This is a genomic window from Pseudomonas sp. MYb327 (assembly GCF_040438925.1).
Classification (GTDB): Bacteria; Pseudomonadota; Gammaproteobacteria; order Pseudomonadales; family Pseudomonadaceae; genus Aquipseudomonas.
Map to the genome: position 1 here is coordinate 4,711,262 of NZ_CP159258.1, position 18,512 is coordinate 4,729,773.

At 57.4% G+C, this 18,512-nt stretch carries 11 protein-coding genes and 1 pseudogene; 5 read left to right on the forward strand and 7 right to left on the reverse strand.

Going from position 1 to position 18,512, the window contains the following annotated elements; translation table 11 throughout:
* Positions 1-38: 38 nt before the first annotated feature.
* From aceE to msrA, 5 genes are all read left to right on the forward strand, one after another.
* Complete coding sequence (gene aceE / locus ABVN21_RS21220) at positions 39-2,684, forward strand: pyruvate dehydrogenase (acetyl-transferring), homodimeric type (protein WP_339555178.1); 2,646 nt, start codon at positions 39-41, stop codon at positions 2,682-2,684.
* A gap of 11 nt (positions 2,685-2,695) precedes the next feature.
* On the forward strand, positions 2,696-4,654 hold the full coding sequence (gene aceF, locus ABVN21_RS21225) for a dihydrolipoyllysine-residue acetyltransferase (protein WP_339555177.1): 1,959 nt from the start codon (positions 2,696-2,698) through the stop codon (positions 4,652-4,654).
* Between the two features lie 262 nt (positions 4,655-4,916).
* Complete coding sequence (locus ABVN21_RS21230) at positions 4,917-6,311, forward strand: alkaline phosphatase D family protein (protein ID WP_339555176.1); 1,395 nt, start codon at positions 4,917-4,919, stop codon at positions 6,309-6,311.
* A gap of 266 nt (positions 6,312-6,577) precedes the next feature.
* Complete coding sequence (locus tag ABVN21_RS21235; protein ID WP_339555175.1) at positions 6,578-9,271, forward strand: EAL domain-containing protein; 2,694 nt, start codon at positions 6,578-6,580, stop codon at positions 9,269-9,271.
* A gap of 64 nt (positions 9,272-9,335) precedes the next feature.
* Positions 9,336-9,983: a peptide-methionine (S)-S-oxide reductase MsrA gene (gene msrA / locus ABVN21_RS21240; protein WP_339555210.1), complete on the forward strand. Its 648-nt coding sequence runs from the start codon at positions 9,336-9,338 to the stop codon at positions 9,981-9,983.
* A 105-nt stretch (positions 9,984-10,088) separates the two neighbouring features.
* Here the strand turns inward: msrA and rlmJ are convergent, their stop codons facing one another.
* The 7 genes and pseudogenes from rlmJ to putP all read right to left on the reverse strand — a co-directional run bounded on the left by rlmJ (position 10,089) and on the right by putP (position 18,166).
* On the reverse strand, positions 10,089-10,925 hold the full coding sequence (gene rlmJ, locus ABVN21_RS21245; RefSeq protein WP_339555174.1) for a 23S rRNA (adenine(2030)-N(6))-methyltransferase RlmJ: 837 nt from the start codon (positions 10,923-10,925) through the stop codon (positions 10,089-10,091).
* A gap of 101 nt (positions 10,926-11,026) precedes the next feature.
* Entirely contained in the window at positions 11,027-11,350 is a 324-nt protein-coding gene (locus ABVN21_RS21250; protein WP_339555173.1) for a hypothetical protein, read from the reverse strand.
* Between the two features lie 321 nt (positions 11,351-11,671).
* Entirely contained in the window at positions 11,672-12,397 is a 726-nt protein-coding gene (locus ABVN21_RS21255) for a DUF4123 domain-containing protein (RefSeq protein ID WP_339555172.1), read from the reverse strand.
* Positions 12,398-12,554: 157 nt separating this feature from the next.
* Positions 12,555-12,947, reverse strand: coding sequence for a hypothetical protein (locus ABVN21_RS21260; protein ID WP_339555171.1), 393 nt, complete (start codon positions 12,945-12,947; stop codon positions 12,555-12,557).
* Positions 12,948-12,970: 23 nt separating this feature from the next.
* Complete coding sequence (locus ABVN21_RS21265) at positions 12,971-13,366, reverse strand: hypothetical protein (RefSeq protein WP_339555170.1); 396 nt, start codon at positions 13,364-13,366, stop codon at positions 12,971-12,973.
* Between the two features lie 1,025 nt (positions 13,367-14,391).
* Positions 14,392-16,392: pseudogene (locus ABVN21_RS21270) on the reverse strand (type VI secretion system tip protein VgrG); the annotation flags it as partial.
* A 289-nt stretch (positions 16,393-16,681) separates the two neighbouring features.
* Entirely contained in the window at positions 16,682-18,166 is a 1,485-nt protein-coding gene (gene putP / locus ABVN21_RS21275) for a sodium/proline symporter PutP (protein WP_034148676.1), read from the reverse strand.
* Between the last annotated feature and the right edge of the window lie 346 nt (positions 18,167-18,512).

Sequence of the window (18,512 nt, forward strand, 5' to 3'; positions counted from 1 at the left end):
CAACCGATTCTGGTAGCCTTTCCGCCCTGGAGCAAGCCATGCAAGACCTCGATCCCGTCGAAACCCAGGAATGGCTGGACGCCCTGGAATCGGTTCTCGACAAAGAAGGCGAAGACCGTGCTCACTATCTGATGACCCGTATGGGTGAACTCGCAACCCGCAGCGGTTCGCAGTTGCCTTACGCCATCACCACGCCTTACCGCAACACGATCCCCGTTACCCACGAAGCACGCATGCCTGGCGACCTGTTCATGGAACGCCGCATTCGCTCGTTGGTGCGCTGGAACGCGATGGCCATGGTGATGCGTACGAACCTGAAAGATTCTGACCTGGGTGGTCACATCTCCAGCTTCGCTTCCAGTGCGACCCTGTATGACATCGGCTTCAACTACTTCTTCCAGGCCCCGACCGACGAACACGGCGGCGACCTGATCTACTTCCAGGGCCACACCTCGCCAGGCGTATACGCCCGTGCGTTCATGGAAGGCCGCATCTCCGAAGACCAAATGAACAACTTCCGCCAGGAAGTCGACGGCCAGGGCTTGTCGTCCTATCCGCACCCTTGGCTGATGCCTGACTTCTGGCAGTTCCCGACTGTATCCATGGGTCTGGGCCCGATCCAGGCGATCTACCAGGCGCGTTTCATGAAGTACCTGGAAGCACGTGGGTTCATTCCTGCCGGCAAGCAGAAAGTCTGGTGCTTCCTGGGCGACGGCGAGTGCGACGAGCCGGAATCCCTGGGCGCGATCTCCCTGGCTGGCCGCGAGAAGCTGGACAACCTGATCTTCGTCATCAACTGCAACCTGCAGCGCCTCGACGGCCCGGTTCGCGGCAACGGCAAGATCATCCAGGAACTCGAAGGCGTGTTCCGCGGTGCTCAGTGGAACGTGACCAAAGTCATCTGGGGCCGTTTCTGGGACCCACTGCTGGCCAAGGACGTCGACGGCATCCTGCAACGCCGCATGGACGAAGTCATTGACGGCGAGTACCAGAACTACAAAGCCAAAGACGGCGCGTTCGTCCGTGAACACTTCTTCAACTCGCCGGAACTCAAGGCGATGGTTGCAGACCTGTCCGACGACGAAATCTGGAAACTCAACCGTGGCGGCCACGACCCGTACAAGGTCTACGCGGCGTACCACGAAGCGGTCAATCACAAAGAACAACCTACCGTCATCCTGGCCAAGACCATCAAGGGTTATGGCACCGGTGCCGGCGAAGCGAAGAACACCGCGCACAACACCAAGAAGGTTGATGTTGAAAGCCTGAAGCTGTTCCGCGATCGTTTCGACATTCCGGTCAAGGACGAAGAGCTGGAGAACCTGCCGTTCTTCAAGCCAGAGCCAAACAGCGCCGAAGCCCGCTACCTGAGCGAGCGCCGCACTGCACTGGGCGGTTTCGTGCCACAGCGTCGCGCGCAGAGCTTCAGCGTACCGACTCCGGATCTGGATACCCTCAAGGCGATCCTCGACGGTTCCGGCGACCGTGAAATTTCCACCACCATGGCTTTCGTGCGCATCCTGGCGCAACTGGTCAAGGACAAGGAAATCGGCCCGCGCATCGTGCCGATCATTCCGGACGAAGCCCGTACCTTCGGTATGGAAGGCATGTTCCGTCAGTTGGGCATCTACTCGTCCGTCGGCCAGCTCTACGAGCCAGTCGATAAAGACCAGGTGATGTTCTACAAGGAAGACAAGAAGGGCCAGATCCTCGAAGAAGGCATCAACGAAGCAGGCGCCATGAGCTCCTTCATCGCTGCCGGTACTTCGTACTCCAGCCACAACCAGCCAATGCTGCCGTTCTACATCTTCTACTCGATGTTCGGCTTCCAGCGTATCGGCGACCTCGCATGGGCCGCTGGCGACAGCCGTACCCGTGGCTTCCTGATCGGCGGCACCGCCGGCCGGACCACCCTGAACGGTGAAGGCCTGCAACACGAAGACGGTCACAGCCACCTGCTGGCCGCGACCATCCCGAACTGCCGCACCTACGATCCAACCTACGGCTACGAGCTGGCGGTGATCATCCAGGATGGCATGAAGAAGATGACCGAAGAGCAACAGGACGTCTTCTACTACATCACCGTGATGAACGAGTCGTACCAGCAGCCAGCCATGCCGGCCGGTGCCGAAGAAGGCATCAAGAAAGGCATGTACTTGCTCGAAGAAGACACCCGCGAAGCGGCGCACCACGTTCAGCTGATGGGCTCCGGCACCATCCTGCGTGAAGTCCGTGAAGCAGCGAAGATCCTGCGTGAAGAGTTCAACGTCGGTGCTGACGTATGGAGCGTTACCAGCTTCAACGAACTGCGTCGCGACGGCCTGGCCGTTGAGCGCACCAACCGTCTGCACCCTGGCCAGAAGCCTAAGCTGAGCTATGTGGAAGAGTGCCTGAACGGCCGTAAAGGTCCGGTCATCGCCTCTACCGACTACATGAAACTGTTCGCCGAACAGATCCGTCAGTGGGTACCGTCCAAGGAATTCAAAGTCCTGGGCACCGACGGTTTCGGCCGCAGCGACAGCCGCAAGAAACTGCGTCATTTCTTCGAAGTCGACCGTCATTTCGTGGTGTTGGCAGCCCTGGAAGCACTGGCTGACCGTGGTGACATCGAACCTAAGGTTGTGGCTGAAGCCATCGCCAAGTTCGGTATCAACCCGGAAAAACTCAACCCACTGGACTGCTGAGGAGAGATTCTGTGAGCGAACTCATTCGCGTACCTGACATCGGCAGCGGTGAAGGTGAAGTAATTGAACTGTTTGTGAAGGTCGGCGACCGTATCGAAGCCGAACAGAGCATCCTGACACTGGAATCGGACAAGGCGAGCATGGAAGTGCCTGCGCCGAAGGCCGGTATCGTCAAGAGCCTGAAAGTGAAGCTGGGCGATCGCCTGAAAGAAGGCGACGAACTGCTGGAGCTGGAAGTCGAAGGTGCCGCTGCTGCGGCTCCAGCGGCCGCCGCTGCGCCAGCCGCCAAAGCCGAAGAGAAACCGGCCGCTGCTCCAGCGCCAGCAGCTCCTGCTGCTGCGCCGGCTGCCGCTTCGGTTCAGCAAGTGCACGTGCCGGACATCGGTTCGTCGGGCAAGGCCCAGATCATCGAGATCCAGGTCAAGGTCGGCGACACTGTCGAGGCTGATCAGTCGCTGATCACCCTGGAATCCGACAAGGCCAGCATGGAAATCCCTTCGCCTGCCGCTGGCGTGGTCAAGGCCATCAGCGTCAAGCTCAACGACGAAGTCGGCACCGGCGACCTGATTCTGGATCTGGAAGTGGCGGGGGCTGCGGCTCCGGCTGCCGCTGCTCCAGCCCAGGCTGCTGCTCCTGCTGCCGCGGCTCCGGCTCCGGCCGCTGCGCCTGCCGCACCGGTTGCCGACAGCGTCCAGGACATCCACGTTCCGGACATCGGTTCGGCGGGCAAGGCCAAGATCATCGAAGTTTTGATCAAGGCCGGCGACACCGTTGAAGCCGACCAGTCGCTGATCACCCTGGAATCCGACAAGGCGAGCATGGAAATTCCATCGCCTGCCGCGGGCGTGGTGGAAAGCGTTTCCGTCAAGCTGGATGACGAAGTCGGTACTGGCGACCTGATCCTCAAGCTTAAAGTCAAAGGCGCGGCGCCTGCTGCTGCCCCGGCACCAGCTGCCGCCGCTGCGAGCGCTCCTGCGCCAGCCGCCGCTGCTCCGGCTACCGCCGCACCTGCTGCTGCCGCTCCGGTTGCTGCTCCAGCCAAGCCTGGCGCCAAGGTTCACGCCGGCCCGGCAGTGCGCCAACTGGCGCGTGAATTCGGCGTCGAGCTGAGCGCTGTTGGCGCCAGCGGTCCGCACGGTCGCATCCTCAAGGAAGACGTGCAGGTTTACGTCAAAGCCATGATGCAGAAGGCCAAGGAAGCACCGGCCGCAGCCGCTGGCGCAACCGGTGGCGCGGGCATCCCGCCGATTCCGGTCGTGGACTTCAGCCGCTTCGGTGAAACCGAAGAAGTGCCGATGACTCGCCTGATGCAAATCGGCGCGTCGAGCCTGCATCGCAGCTGGCTGAACATTCCGCACGTGACTCAGTTCGATTCGGCTGATATCACTGAGCTGGAAGCGTTCCGTGTCGCTCAAAAAGCCGTTGCAGAGAAGGCTGGCGTCAAGCTGACCATCCTGCCGCTGCTGCTCAAGTCCTGCGCGCACTTGCTCAAGGAACTGCCGGACTTCAACAGTTCGCTGGCGCCAAGCGGCAAGGCGATCATCCGCAAGAAGTACGTGAACATCGGCTTCGCGGTCGACACGCCAGAAGGCCTGCTGGTACCGGTCATCAAGAACGTCGACCAGAAGAGCCTGCTGCAGCTGGCCGCCGAAGCCGCTGCGCTGGCTGCCAAGGCCCGCGACAAAAAGCTTACCGCTGACGACATGCAAGGCGCCTGCTTCACCATTTCCAGCCTCGGCCACATTGGCGGCACCGGCTTCACGCCGATCGTCAACGCGCCGGAAGTGGCGATCCTCGGTGTTTCCAAGGCAACCATCCAGCCAGTCTGGGACGGCAAAGCCTTCCAGCCGAAACTGATGCTGCCACTGTCGCTGTCCTATGATCACCGTGTGATCAACGGCGCCGCTGCTGCACGCTTCACCAAGCGTCTGAGCGACCTGCTGGCGGACATCCGCACCATCCTGCTGTAATACCGGCCGGCCCTCCTTGACCGGAGGGCCTGTCGCGTTTCGTTTTCCGAGCGCCACGCTCGTACCTCAACCCCGTCAATTTGGCGGGGCTTTTTTTGCCTGCAAAAAAACCAAATCCTACGATCACGGCTGATATCGCCCACACCTTGAGTCCACTTCAGCCCGGTATTTTGTTGGATCAAAACACTAGGCTTAGTTAAAGGTTTTAATTAATAGCCTTTACAAAAAAAACTTAATCAAAAATTTTTCGAATGGACTCGAAATGTATAAGCCTACGGTCGGCCCTATTATTGGCCACACGACATGTAACTTCGCCCGAATCTTTCTACGTGGAGAATCAAAAAAAAATACGTTGGTATTTGCCGGAATTCGTCATCGACAGCAAGGTGATGAGCGCTGGAGTAAAGGTATATTTACCCGACTGACCGACACCCGCGACATGTCCGATGTCATCGTCCTGCATAATCTTCTCGCCGATACAGAATACGAATATCAGGCTGGCTGGTTCAGTCCGATGAACCCAGTGCATACCGTAGAGACGGTACAGGAACTGCCACTGCAGTGGCCCCGAGAGATTTATCGCTTTCGGACACTACCGGACAAGAATGCAACGCCCCGGGCCTATATCGTCGGCTCCTGCCGTTACCTGCGCATGACCGCCGGCATTCCATCCGCCCCTCATCTGGGTGACCGGATTTTCGCCTCGATCTCACGTTTGTCGCAGGCTGCTTATCCGTCAATCAGCGCCATGCTGATGACCGGTGATCAAGTGTATGTCGATGACTTGAACTTCCTTGCTCCCGACCGGGAATACAACGAAATACTCGCAAAGTATCGATCGGCTTTTTCCCAGCCTCATATTGCAAAGTTAATGTCCAGCATTCCGACTTACATGATCCTCGACGACCATGAAATCGAAGATAACTGGCCAGCCAATAAAAAGAACGGCGACGAGCACTTATATAAAAATGCCATGGCAGCCTATGAGTTATATCAAGCCAGTCACAGCCCGGCCCATGAACTGAATGCCCTTGGGCAAATAAGTCATCCGTTGAAACGTTATTGGTATCAGTTCGCCGACGGCGATATTGAATGGTTTGTCACCGACAGTCGAACCCGACGCATTTTCTCGACCACGGACCGCCGGATCCTTGATATCGAACAAGAACAGGCCTTGTGTAACTGGCTGATCCACAGCCAGGCGCGGGTCAAATTCGTGGTCACCAGCGTCATGTTCTACCCTGACCGCAAACGCCTGGGCGATGACGCGTGGAAAGCCTTTCCCGAGCAACGCCTGCGATTACTGGAAACCATCCGGACTCACTGCATCAAGAACGTTTTCTTCGTGTCCGGCGATGTGCATGGCTCCCTTACCAGTCGGCTGACCCACAGCGAGGATCCCGACTTCGAGGTTCACACCATCGTCTCGTCACCGCTGTGCAACAGCAGACTGCTGCCTTATGCCAAAGCGTCCACCTTCGTTCTCGACCAACCGCTGGCCCGGACTGTTGCTGGCGACTATCGACATGAATTGACCGGCAATGTGATCAGCCAGGACAACTTTGCGCACCTCATAGTCGAGGCAGACCGGATTGATGTGCGCTACCACAACCGAGAGGGTCACCTCTTGGAGTCAACCAGCATTTCGCTGCATTAAAACCAAAAGATCGCAGCCTTCGGTAGCTCCTACATTGGGACGGCATACACCCTGTTGGAGCTGCCCAGGCTGCGATCTTTTCGCTCGATAGCATTACTTTTGACTTCAATTGAAGAAATCTTAGCTCCTGCCGACATATTCTTATAGCACTTGGCCTTCATGTCTCTTGTCAGTCGGTGTCGCAATGATGCAACCTTGCCGCTGCCTACAGTAAAGAGGGCGAGAGCCCGGCGCGTTCAGCATATTCGAAGCGAGTTTCCCTCCATATGAAAAGCCAACCCGATGCCGCCAGCCGTATGGTGGCCGAGGTAGTAACGCAGTTGCCTGTGCCCTCGCGGCTCGGCATGCTGCGTTTCGAACGGCTTAATGAACCCAGCTGGGCCCTGCTGTTTCTCGACCCCAATTGCGAACGCCAATTCGGCCTGCCGGCCATGGAGCTGTGCGCTCTGGTCGGCTCGCCCTACGCCAGCCTGATGGAGCCGGAAGCACGCTATCAATTGCATGATGCGATCCAGCAGCAACTGAGCGAAGGCTCGCACTATCTGATCCGCTACACCCTGCACACCGCCTCAGGTTCGCTGACCCTGCTGGAAATGGGCGAACCCTTCAAACAACACAACCGACACCTGCTGCGCGGCTACCTGCTGGTGATCGACGGCCTGTTCGAAGATGACCCGCTGCTACCGGCCCTTGACCTGGAAACCCAGAACTCGCGCCTGCAAATCGCTCTCGAACTCAACCAACGTGCCCAGCAGGAGCAATTACTGCACCTGGACCGGGTGCGCGCCCAGCAGGACCTGATCCTGTTGCTGACCCGTCAACGCTACAGCAGCAACAATTCCCTGCAAGAAGCCGCCGAACTGATCACTCGCAGCGCCTGCGATATTTACCAGATTGACTGCGCCAGCCTGTGGAACCTCGAAGGCCCGATGCTGGTACCGATCTCGGCCTATCACCGCGCCAGCCAGGAATACCTGTTGCCGCAGCCGATCGACGTCAGTGGTTTCCCGGATTACCTCGACGCCTTGCACACTGGCCGCGCAATCGACGCCCACAATGCCATGCACGATCCGCGCACCCGGGAAATGGCCGAACACCTGCGCCCGCGCGATGTAAACGCCATGCTCGACGCCAGTATCCGGGTCGACGGCCAGGTGGTCGGGGTACTGTGCCTGGAACAAATCGGCGCTACCCGCGCCTGGCAGTCGGATGAAATAGCCTTTGCCGGTGAACTGGCCGATCAGTTCGCCCAGGTCATCAGCAACCACAACCGGCGCACCGCTACCAGCGCCCTGCACTTGTTCCAGCGTGCGGTCGAGCAAAGCGCCAACGCCTTTTTGCTGGTCAATTGCGACGGCGTGGTCGAGTACGTCAACCCGAGCTTCACCGCGATCACCCAATACAGCACCGAAGAAGTCCACGGCCAACGGCTGTCGGAGCTGCCGGCACTGGAAAATCTCAGCGAATTGTTGTTCGACGCCCCTTCCGCACTGGCCAAAAGCAACAGTTGGCAGGGCGAGTTCAAGAGCCGCCGCAAAAACCTTGAACCCTACTGGGGCCAGTTGTCGATTTCCAAGGTCTACGGCGACAACCGCGAACTGACCCATTACATCGGCATTTACGAAGACATCACCCAGAACAAGCTTGCGCAACAACGCATCGAGCGCCTGGCTTACACCGATAATCTGACCAACCTCGGCAACCGTCCGGCGTTTATCCGCAACCTCGACGAGCGTTTTGCCCGCGACAGCGATGCGCCGATCAGCCTGTTGCTGGTGGACATCGACAACTTCAAGCGGATCAACGACAGCCTCGGCCACCAGACCGGCGACAAACTGCTGATCAGCCTGGCCCGGCGCCTGCGTAACAGCCTGATCCCGAGCGGCAGCCTGGCACGGTTCGCCAGTAACGAATTCGCCGTGTTGCTGGACAACAGCGACCTCTCGGTGGGTCAGCAAGTGGCCAATCAATTACTGGCGACCCTCGACAAACCGATGTTCGTCGACAACCAGCTGATCAGCGTCACCGGCTCCGTGGGCCTGGCCTGCGCGCCGCTGCACGGGCGCGACCCGCAAACCTTGATGCGTAACGCCGGGTTGGCGCTGCACAAGGCCAAGGCCAATGGCAAACACCAGGTTCAAATCTTCACCGAGGCGCTAAATGCCGAGGCCAGTTACAAGCTGTTCGTCGAGAACAACCTGCGCCGCGCGCTGACCCAAAACGAACTGGATGTGTTCTACCAGCCCAAGCTCTGCCTGCGCAGCGGACGTCTTCTGGGGATGGAAGCGCTGTTGCGTTGGGATCATCCGGAAAAGGGCATGATCCGCCCGGACCAGTTCATCAGCGTCGCCGAAGAAACCGGCCTGATCATTCCGATCGGCAAATGGATCGCCCGCCAGGCCTGCCGCATGAGCAAAGAGCTGACGGCCGCGGGGCTGGGCAATCTCCAGGTGGCGATCAACCTGTCGCCCAAACAGTTCTCGGATCCGGACCTGGTGGCGTCCATCGCCAACATCCTCAAGGAAGAAGCGCTGCCGGCGAACCTGCTGGAACTGGAGCTGACCGAAGGCCTGCTGCTGGAAGCCACCGAAGACACCCACTTGCAACTCGACCAGCTCAAGCGCCTGGGCCTGACCCTGGCCATGGACGACTTCGGCACCGGTTATTCGTCGCTCAGTTACCTGAAAAAATTCCCCATCGACATCATCAAGATCGACCGAAGCTTCATTCACGAAATCCCCGACAACCAGGACGACATGGAAATCACCTCCGCGGTGATCGCCATGGCCCACAACCTGAAAATCAAGGTCGTGGCTGAAGGCATCGAAACTGCCGACCAATTAGCCTTCCTGCGCCGCCACCGCTGCGACGTCGGTCAGGGCTACCTGTTCGACCGGCCGATCCCGGGGTCCGAGCTGATCGAAAAGCTCAAACGCTACCCGCGCGGCCCAATCGCCTGACAGCGAATCAACAGTCAGGCAAACTGCACCTCTAATTATTTCAACCTGACTGAGAGGACTGATGATGGTTCTGCGCTCGGAAATCCTGGTGAACAAAAACGTGCTCCCTACCAAAGAACAAGCTCTGCCTGGCCGCGAAACCCCAATGACCGTGCCGGAAAAACACTTTGTCCACGACGCCCCGCTGCTGGGCCCGTTCGCCATGGATGTGGATTTCGCGATCTTCGGCCTTGGCTGCTTCTGGGGCGCGGAGCGCAGGTTCTGGCAGCGTGAAGGCGTGGTCAGTACGGCCGTGGGTTACGCTGGCGGCTTCACCCCGAACCCGACTTACGAAGAAGTCTGCTCTGGCCTGACCGGCCACAGCGAAGTCGTGCTCGTGGTCTATGAGCCGGCAAAGGTCAGTTACGAAGCGCTGCTGAAGATGTTCTGGGAATTGCACAACCCGACCCAGGGCATGCGCCAGGGCAATGACATCGGCACCCAGTACCGCTCGGTAATCTACGCCACCAACCCGGCACAGCTGGAAGCGGCGAAAAACAGTGCAAAAGTGTTCCAGGCCGAACTGACCAAGGCCGACAAAGGCATCATCACCACCGAAATCGACGAAGCCCCGACGTTCTTCTTCGCCGAGGCTTATCACCAGCAATACCTGGCCAAGAATCCTGAAGGTTATTGCGGGATTGGCGGTACTGGCGTGACCTGCCCTATTTAACGCAGAACACTTGTAGGAGCCGGCTTGCTGGCGATGGCGGCAGGTTGTACGGCGGTGATTTCCAGACCGCTATCGCTGGCAAACCAGCTCCTACAGGGCCGAGCATTACTCGGCAATCAACCAATCCATCCGCCACCCACCCTGGGTCTGCCCGAGCTTCTCGGACAACCACGGCAGCAACTCGCGCAATTCTTCCTCCAGACCCCACGGCGGGTTGGCAATCGCCAGACCGGACCCGTTCAGGCTGTTGGGCGTATCCAGCGGATGCACCAGTAACTCCACGCGGAGCAACTTCGGCGCGCCCGAACCGGCCAGGTCCTGGTAGAAACGACGCAACGCACGCTGGTCCTTAACCGGGTACCAGATCGCCGCCACGGTTTGACGCATCCGGCCAATCGCCTCTTTGAGTGAAGCCGCACAGCGCTGCATCTCGTCGAGTTTTTCGAACGGCGGATCGATCAACATCACCGCACGCTTCTCCTGCACCGGCAACATCGCACGCGGCACATGCCAGCCTTCGCCCAGATGCACTTTGACCCGACGATCACCGGCCATGTTGTCCTTAAGCAGCACGCCGTCTTCCGGGTGCTTCTCGTTGAGCATCACGCGGTCCTGCGGGCGCGTCAGGCGCCGCGCCAACTCCGGCGAACCCGGGTAATAGCGCAACTGGCCGTCCGGGTTCATCTCGTGCAACACCTGCATGTAATCAGCAGTCAGGATCGGCAGATCCGGCTGATCCCACAAACGCGCGATGCCTTCCAGGTACTCGCCGGTACGACTGGCCTGATCGCCTTGAAGGTCATACAGGCCAATGCCGGCGTGAGTGTCGAGATAGGCAAACGGCTGCTCCTTGCGCGACATCAGGGCGATGAGGCGGGTCAAGGTCAGGTGTTTGAACACATCGGCGTGATTGCCGGCATGGAAGGCGTGACGATAATTCATGGCTGCTCCTGCGAAGGCCGGGAAGTTTACCTTTTACCGGCCGGCAAGTCAGGGGTTCACGGCTGAGCGGCTGGGCACGCTTGCCCAGCCGGACACAAAACCTATGGCGAAGGCCGCGCCTTCAACCGCCGCCCCAATACATCCAGCACATCGCAGCCATCGCGCAACGGAATCGCGCAGAGTAAGGCGAAGTCGCTGAGGATGAACGACTCGCACTCGATCGTGCCGCGCATGGACAGGTTTTCCAGCACTTGGGTAACGGCTTGAATGCGGTAGCTGGCCGCGTCATACAGCACGTCGAGCGGCGCCTGGGTGTCGACGAACAGGGTCGGCATGTCGTCGCAGTTGTTGGTGAGGGCCATGAAGCGGTTTTCGGGATGAGGGACGGGTTTTACGTAAGGTGGATCGGGATGGAGTTTTGTCATTTTGCAACTTCCTAACGTATGGACTGGAACCGTCACCCTTCACTTCCACGCAATGGGTGGCGGCTGTACGCAGGTGTGGAAGACCGGGACGTTAGGCACCCGGCGCACTCGAAAGCGCCCCGCGCACAACCACCATAAAACACAGACAACGCCGAACTGGTGGCACTTGCGCGCCTAACGATAGAAGGGCTTCCACACCCTGTCACTGAATTTGCAGTGACAGCCAAAGACTATCCCTCCACCCCATCGCCCACCAGTTCATGCAAACCACTACAACTTGAAGGAAATCTCCGAGGACCTTGCCCGGAAATGTCCTAGGACCTACTGTATTTCCTCCAGCAAGTACGCCAGCACTTCATCCTTAGGCACGGATGGCAAATCAGGCTCTTTGAGAAAATTCGCAACCTTGCTGCGCAATACGCTTTCAGAAAACGCCTCGAACACATTAGGTTGCTCCTCACTCAACCACTGCAGCAGGTTACCGATGCGGGTCGAATCATCCTCAGCGCCAAGAAGTTGCAGCACCGATTCAGGCACCTCCCACCACGGAAAAACCTTCTCCGTTTTCTCTGCGCCACCGCCAATCTCGGCTGATTGCCCATTGATCAAACACCGCCCAATCACTGGCAACAGTTGCGCAGCGTCCACCTCGGCAGACCGCAGAATCGGCAACAAATAACGCCCATCCCAAAAACGAAAAAACACAGCCTTGCCATCCGGCAGCTTCACCTGAGTCAAGCTACGCAAATGCTCAACCACCACCTCCAGGCTCGCCGAAGACACCGCCAACCATCCCCAGTCCTTGGACTCGGTCGTGGACACCCACTGCAAAAACTCACTGTCCGCGTCGACGATTCCCACATAGGGCATCACCTCTTTCCACTCGGCATAGACAGTGCCCGCCCAAACCGGGCGCGGCGCCTGAACGCCTTTTGAACGCTGCCAAACCTTGAACGGCTCAGCGGCGCTGGCGCTGCTGAAAATGGCGAAGAGTTTTTCACCAGCAGAAGGAGGAGCACTCTGCAGCCAAACATATGGACTAATCATGGATACAACTCGAAGTAAAAAATAGAAGAGAACAGCCCTTTAGCATGAATTTTTTACTCTCCACTCGCCAAGCTTAGGCCAACGATTACCCTTCAGCTAACCAGCCGACTAATCAACATAATAATTCTACCCACCTTGTCGACCCCCCCCAAAATGACTAGTTTACCCACCCCACCCACTTCCCAAAACCAACAATTACAAACAACAGCAAACCAACCAGCAGGCCTGATAGATAAGTAAACTTAATCATGACCATCAAGCCAGCGGGAAAATTTTTATAGTCGTCGATATCAAGCTCACCGCTCTTGAGATAACGAGACGGGAACGCAAACACCACACCCACACTTAAAATAATAAAAAACCGAGAAAACGGATCACTCCCCATCATCGACTTACGCGACAGAAAGAACTTACTATTAGTTAAACCATTACTTATATCGTCGACTCTGAAATATGCAAAACAAAACAACACAATCGATATAACTGCAATCGCAACCATTGCCAGCAACAAACACAAAGCATACAAAAGCTCAAAATCACTTCGCATCATCTACCAAATAAACCTTAAATCAATTATTTTTGCCCATACAAACCAATGCCATTGCCGACCGCCCACGTAATTAAAAATAATGCGGACAATGTCCATACTGAATAGTTTACGAGTTTAATTAAAACCATTAATTTTGTTGGAAACCGCGAGTAGTCCTGCGCATTGAGCTCTCCTCTCTCCAAATGACGCCGAGGAAAAGTCAGCACTGCACTTACGCAGCCAATAAACAGCAATCGACCAAATGGGCCTGCCGCCATATAGTATCTGTTGGAGCTAACAAACGATGAATTACTTAAGTTATCAATCACTTCATTCACTCGAAAATAAGCAATGTAAATTGCAACAACGAGCAAAAGTAAACTACAAACAACCAAGCCCCCTCCAAAGAACAATAAAAACACCTCCAAACCAGACCTCACTTTGTCACCTCATATACAAGCTCTCCCACAAACTCACCGAAATCACTTCCTGCAGTTCCAAATGTCGTCGCCCCCAATCCAGAAACCAAAAGTACACACGCGACTGAGCCTAAACCATAAGTTGGAACTCCAATAGCCAGGCATACTGGACTAGCGAGTAATCCACCCAGTGCTCCGCCGCCAAGACTTCCAGCAAACTTCCCTGCCTCCGTATATTTCACCTTCCTGCAAGCCTCTTCCGTCCCTATCCTGCACGTCTCCTTAACCTTAAGCCCTGAAACACCTGCCCCCAATCCCACCCCAATCCACCCACCCGCCTTGATCACCTTACTCGCCTTGCTCACCCCATCAATATGCGTGGCATATCCCGGAATCCCGCCCGCTGTACCGGCCTTGCTCCAGTGCCGCACTAGGCTACGGTTGGAAATGCCCAGTGCGTTTTTAAGTTTCGTATGATTTGGAATGCCCACGCCTGTGCGCACCAGTGAGCCAAGGCTGTTATCAAGCTGTTTCATCAACTGCCTGCGTTTGGCAAAGAAATCGTCACCCTTGAGTTTTCCGTGTTTGTCGAACGTGCGTTGATGGAGGGTTTCAATGTCCACCAGCGTTTGCTTCAGGTTGTCCAAGTGACTACTGACCATCGCGGCACTAATTCCAAGAGTGGTTGAGCTCCGCGCAAGGAAAGAATCAATAAGCCCGTGATGCCGAACCATAAACTCAGCCTCTTCATCACTCATCGGCTCCAGCGCCGCATCGACTTTCTGCTCAGCCTCCATCAACAGAGCCTCTTCACGCGTGCATTGTGTGTTTTGCGGATCGCTAAGGACGATCAACTGCCCCGGTTTGGCGTAGTTGCCGAGTTGCGGGTTGAGGCTGCGGAATTTTTCCAGCACTACGGGGTTTGATTGAGGGAACAGCAGGGTTTCGAGTGCTTTGCGCGACAAGGGTTGCTCAACGATGTGGAAGCCCGGTTCGGCGCCTTCATTGGGTTTGGTTTTGGATGCGCCGAGCAAATTGTCGTGAGTGGCGCAGATGCCGTCCTTACAACGCTCACATTCTTCGCAGAACGGTGCGCTGCTCATGAAGCTTTGTTTCTGTGCTGCACTGAGCGGCGCAGCCTTGAGTTTTTCCGGCGCCCCCGGCAACTCCGGCGTGGCAGTCATGGCCACCATCGGCGCGCCGCCAACCTGGATCGGCGCACTGCTGAAGATCCCGCCAGGGCCGATGTTGATCCAGTGCCCGCCCGCCTGAATGGTCGCGTTGATGCCGCCGTCGATCACCACTTGTTGACCGGCACTGACATGAAACTGCTGATTGGCATTGAGCGCTTGGCTGGTCACGCGAATGAGGCGGTCGCCAGCCACCAACAAGTGATCGTCCTGTTTCACCTCGGTCTGACGCTGACCATGGGTGATGCGTTGCTCGTCGGCCTTCAATTCATGACGGGCAGTACCGGTGACGACAACGTTGCGTTGGTTGTCGACTTGCACCCGCTGATCATGCAGAACGTGCTGGGTCCAGTTTCGCTGGGCGCGCAGGTAAATTTCCTCGGCGCCTTTGCGGTCCTCGATACGCAATTCGTTGTAGCCGCCACCACCGGGACTACTCCGGCTGCGGAAAATGCTGCGGGTCTTGTCAGCCGGCAGGTCCAGGGGCACTGGCGTCGATGCGTTAGGCAGGCACCCTATGATCAATGGCTTGTCGGCGTCGGCATCGCCGAAACCCACGAGAACCTCCATGCCGACCCGGGGGATCAACACGCTGCCATAACGGTCATGGGCCCAACCGGTGGCGACCCGTAGCCAGCAACTGGCGTGGTCGTTCAACTGGCCGTCGCGGTCCCATTTCAGCTGAACCTTGACCCGACCGAACTCGTCGCAATGGATTTCACTGTCTTTCGGGCCGGTGACCACGGCAGATTGATAACCGGCGATCTGGGGCTTCTTGATCAGCGGCGGTCGAAAGAAAACATCCCACGGCGTTGCCAGAAAAGTATTGCGATAGCCCTGGAAACCATCCGTGCTGTCGCTGCCCGCCGACTCCTCCAGCACTTGCGGCTGGCGGCCATGGTGCTCGATTTCAGTGAGCAGCCACAGGTCATTCCACTCCTGACGAGGGTGCTCATCTATCTGTAGGAAATGCCCGCTGCTCAAGGCGGATTGATCACCGCTGCCTTGCGCCTGCTGGTAATCCGCACGATGGCGCTCAAGCGCAAGCTGAGCCAAGTGCCTGCCGACTTCGCGATCCATGAATTGCCCTGGGAATCCGTAATCCTCCAGCACCGGCAGTTGCCCGGTGTCGCAATCGCTTTCCAGTTCAAGTCGGGGCTTATGGAAGTCGTAGTCACGAAGGGTAACGGCAGTCGTCCGGGTTTCCAGGCGTACATTGAGGCCCTTGATGGCCGGTTCATTCCCCGCCATGCCGGCTTCTGTCCGGTAGGGCGTCGGTTCGCGCAGGCGCGGAAAAACCGTCTGGTCATCACCGAACACCAGCAGATGCCCATCGAGGCTGTGCTGGAAGTGGTAGTGAATGCCGATCTCGGCGCATAACCGCTGAATGAACGCCAGGTCGCTTTCCGCGTATTGCACGCAGTACTCGCGCTCGGGGTAGTCGCCGCCCAGCTGAAACTCGAAGGCATCACCGAGGATGCCGTGGTCCTTGAAGATTTGCGTGATGATGGCCGGCACGCTTCGGTGCTGAAAGACTCGCTGATTGATGCGCTGATCAAGGTAGGTCAGACGCGGCACGAGGCTGATCTGATAACGCGTCAGACGCTCTACGGAATCGCCTTGGCCTACGCGAAAAATCTGACCGTGAACACCGGAACCTTGCGCATCGAAACTCAGAAACGCCTGACGATGCAGCAGGCTTTCGAGCTCGATGTCCGGTCGCTCGCTGACCAGTTCCACTTCAAAGCGATAAGGCTGGCTGATGGCTTCCTTGCCCGTGAACTCAAGCACTTTGAGTTCACTCTGGACACCGTCGACGGTCAACGTGAAACGCGGTTGATTAGCAGAAGCGAACATCCGGTGTGTCTCTGCAGAATGGAGGCGAGCGATTCTGCATGAGCACCAAGAAGCCCTGATCAAGAGGCAGGAAATTCAGATTTGCCCTACTGCCTCTGAAGCATCGGCCGTCAGAAAACGGTTTATCCGACTACAGACAACCTCGTAAACACCACCACTCCCTGAAGAAACGCCGCCCGGAGCAGGCTCGCTCCTACAGGGAAAACGCAGGCAAAAAAAACGGCCCGCCTCCAAAGGAAGCGGGCCGTTTTCATTCAAGCCATCCGCTCAGAGCTTTCGCTCGTGCCGATTACTTGTTCAGACGGAAATCAGCCTCGGCAGCGGCGAAGCGCTGCAACATGCCGGCAGTCGGATTGCCCAGTTTGCTGACGATGTAGATCGCCAGGCTGGCGAAAATGAAACCAGGGATGATTTCGTACAAACCCAACAGCTCGAAGTGTTTCCAGACGATCACGGTGATCGCGCCGACCAGGATACCGGCCAGTGCGCCGTTGCGGGTCATGTCTTTCCAGATCACGGAGATCAGGACAACCGGACCGAACGCAGCACCGAAACCAGCCCAGGCGTAGCTCACCAGACCCAGCACGCGGTTTTCCGGGTTGGCTGCCATCGCGATTGCGATCAGGGCAACCAGCAGCACCATGGCGCGGCCGACCCAGACCAGCTCAACCTGGGAAGCGGATTTACGCAGGAAGGTTTTGTAGAAGTCTTCGGTCAGGGCGCTCGAGCACACCAGCAACTGGCAGCTCAGGGTGCTCATCACGGCAGCCAGAATGGCCGACAGCAGGACACCGGCGACCCATGGGTTGAACAGGATCTTGGCCAGTTCAATGAACACACGCTCGTGGTTTTCGGTCACAGCACCGGCTACTTCAGGGTGAGCCGAGAAGTAAGCGATACCGAAGAAACCTACCGCCACGGTGCCGCCCAGGCACAGGATCATCCAGGTCATGGAGATGCGGCGAGCGTTGGCAATCGATTTGACCGAATCCGCCGCCATGAAACGCGCGAGGATGTGCGGCTGACCGAAGTAACCCAGGCCCCAGCCCATGAGCGAGATGATGCCAATGAAGGTCGTGCCCTTGAGCATGTCGAAGTTGCTTGGATCTTGCGCTTCGATCGCCAGGAACGTGGTGTCGACGCCGCCGGTGGCCAGCAGCACGATGATCGGCGTCAGCAACAGGGCGAAAATCATCAGGGTCGCTTGTACGGTATCCGTCCAGCTTACGGCCAGGAAACCGCCCACAAAGGTGTAGGCAATCGTCGCCGCAGCACCGGCCCACAGCGCGGTCTCGTAGGACATGCCGAAGGTGCTTTCGAACAGACGAGCACCGGCGACGATGCCGGAAGCGCAGTAAATGGTGAAGAACACCAGGATTACGACGGCGGAGATGATCCGCAGCAGGCCGCTTTTGTCTTCGAAACGGCTGGAGAAGTAATCCGGCAGGGTCAGGGCATCACCGTTGTGCTCGGTCTGCACACGCAGACGGCCGGCGACGAACAGCCAGTTCAGGTACGCACCGACGATCAGGCCGATGGCGATCCAGCTTTCGGACAGACCGGACATGTAGATGGCGCCCGGCAGGCCCATCAACAACCAGCCACTCATGTCGGAAGCACCGGCAGACAGTGCGGTCACGACGCTGCCCAGGCTACGGCCGCCCAGGATGTAGTCAGAAAGGTTGTTGGTGGAGCGATAGGCCATGAAGCCGATCAGCACCATTGCTGCGATGTAGATCACGAACGTGATCAGGGTTGGATTGCTTACGCTCATTAAGTAACGCCCTGGCTTTGTTTTTATGTAGCGGCGGCTGATTGAACCGCTCTCAAACGGTGACGTTTGACAGACGATCCTGGAACCCGCGCATTTATGACTGATGTTTCCCCAGGAAAGCCATCAGCCGGTACACCTGCCTTTTAAGACTGGTTGCACCTTGGGGCGCGAATCCTATTCAACAAAGCAAATAAGGTGCAACCCATTTCTGGAGAATTAGTTGCACCCCCTAGCTTTTTCCGTCAAAGCGCCTGTTTTTGCTCCCAAATAACGCAGTCCCGGGGCTTTGCTAGAAGTAAAAGCACCAACAACGAGCAGGACGTCCGTACCAGAATATATTTCCTGA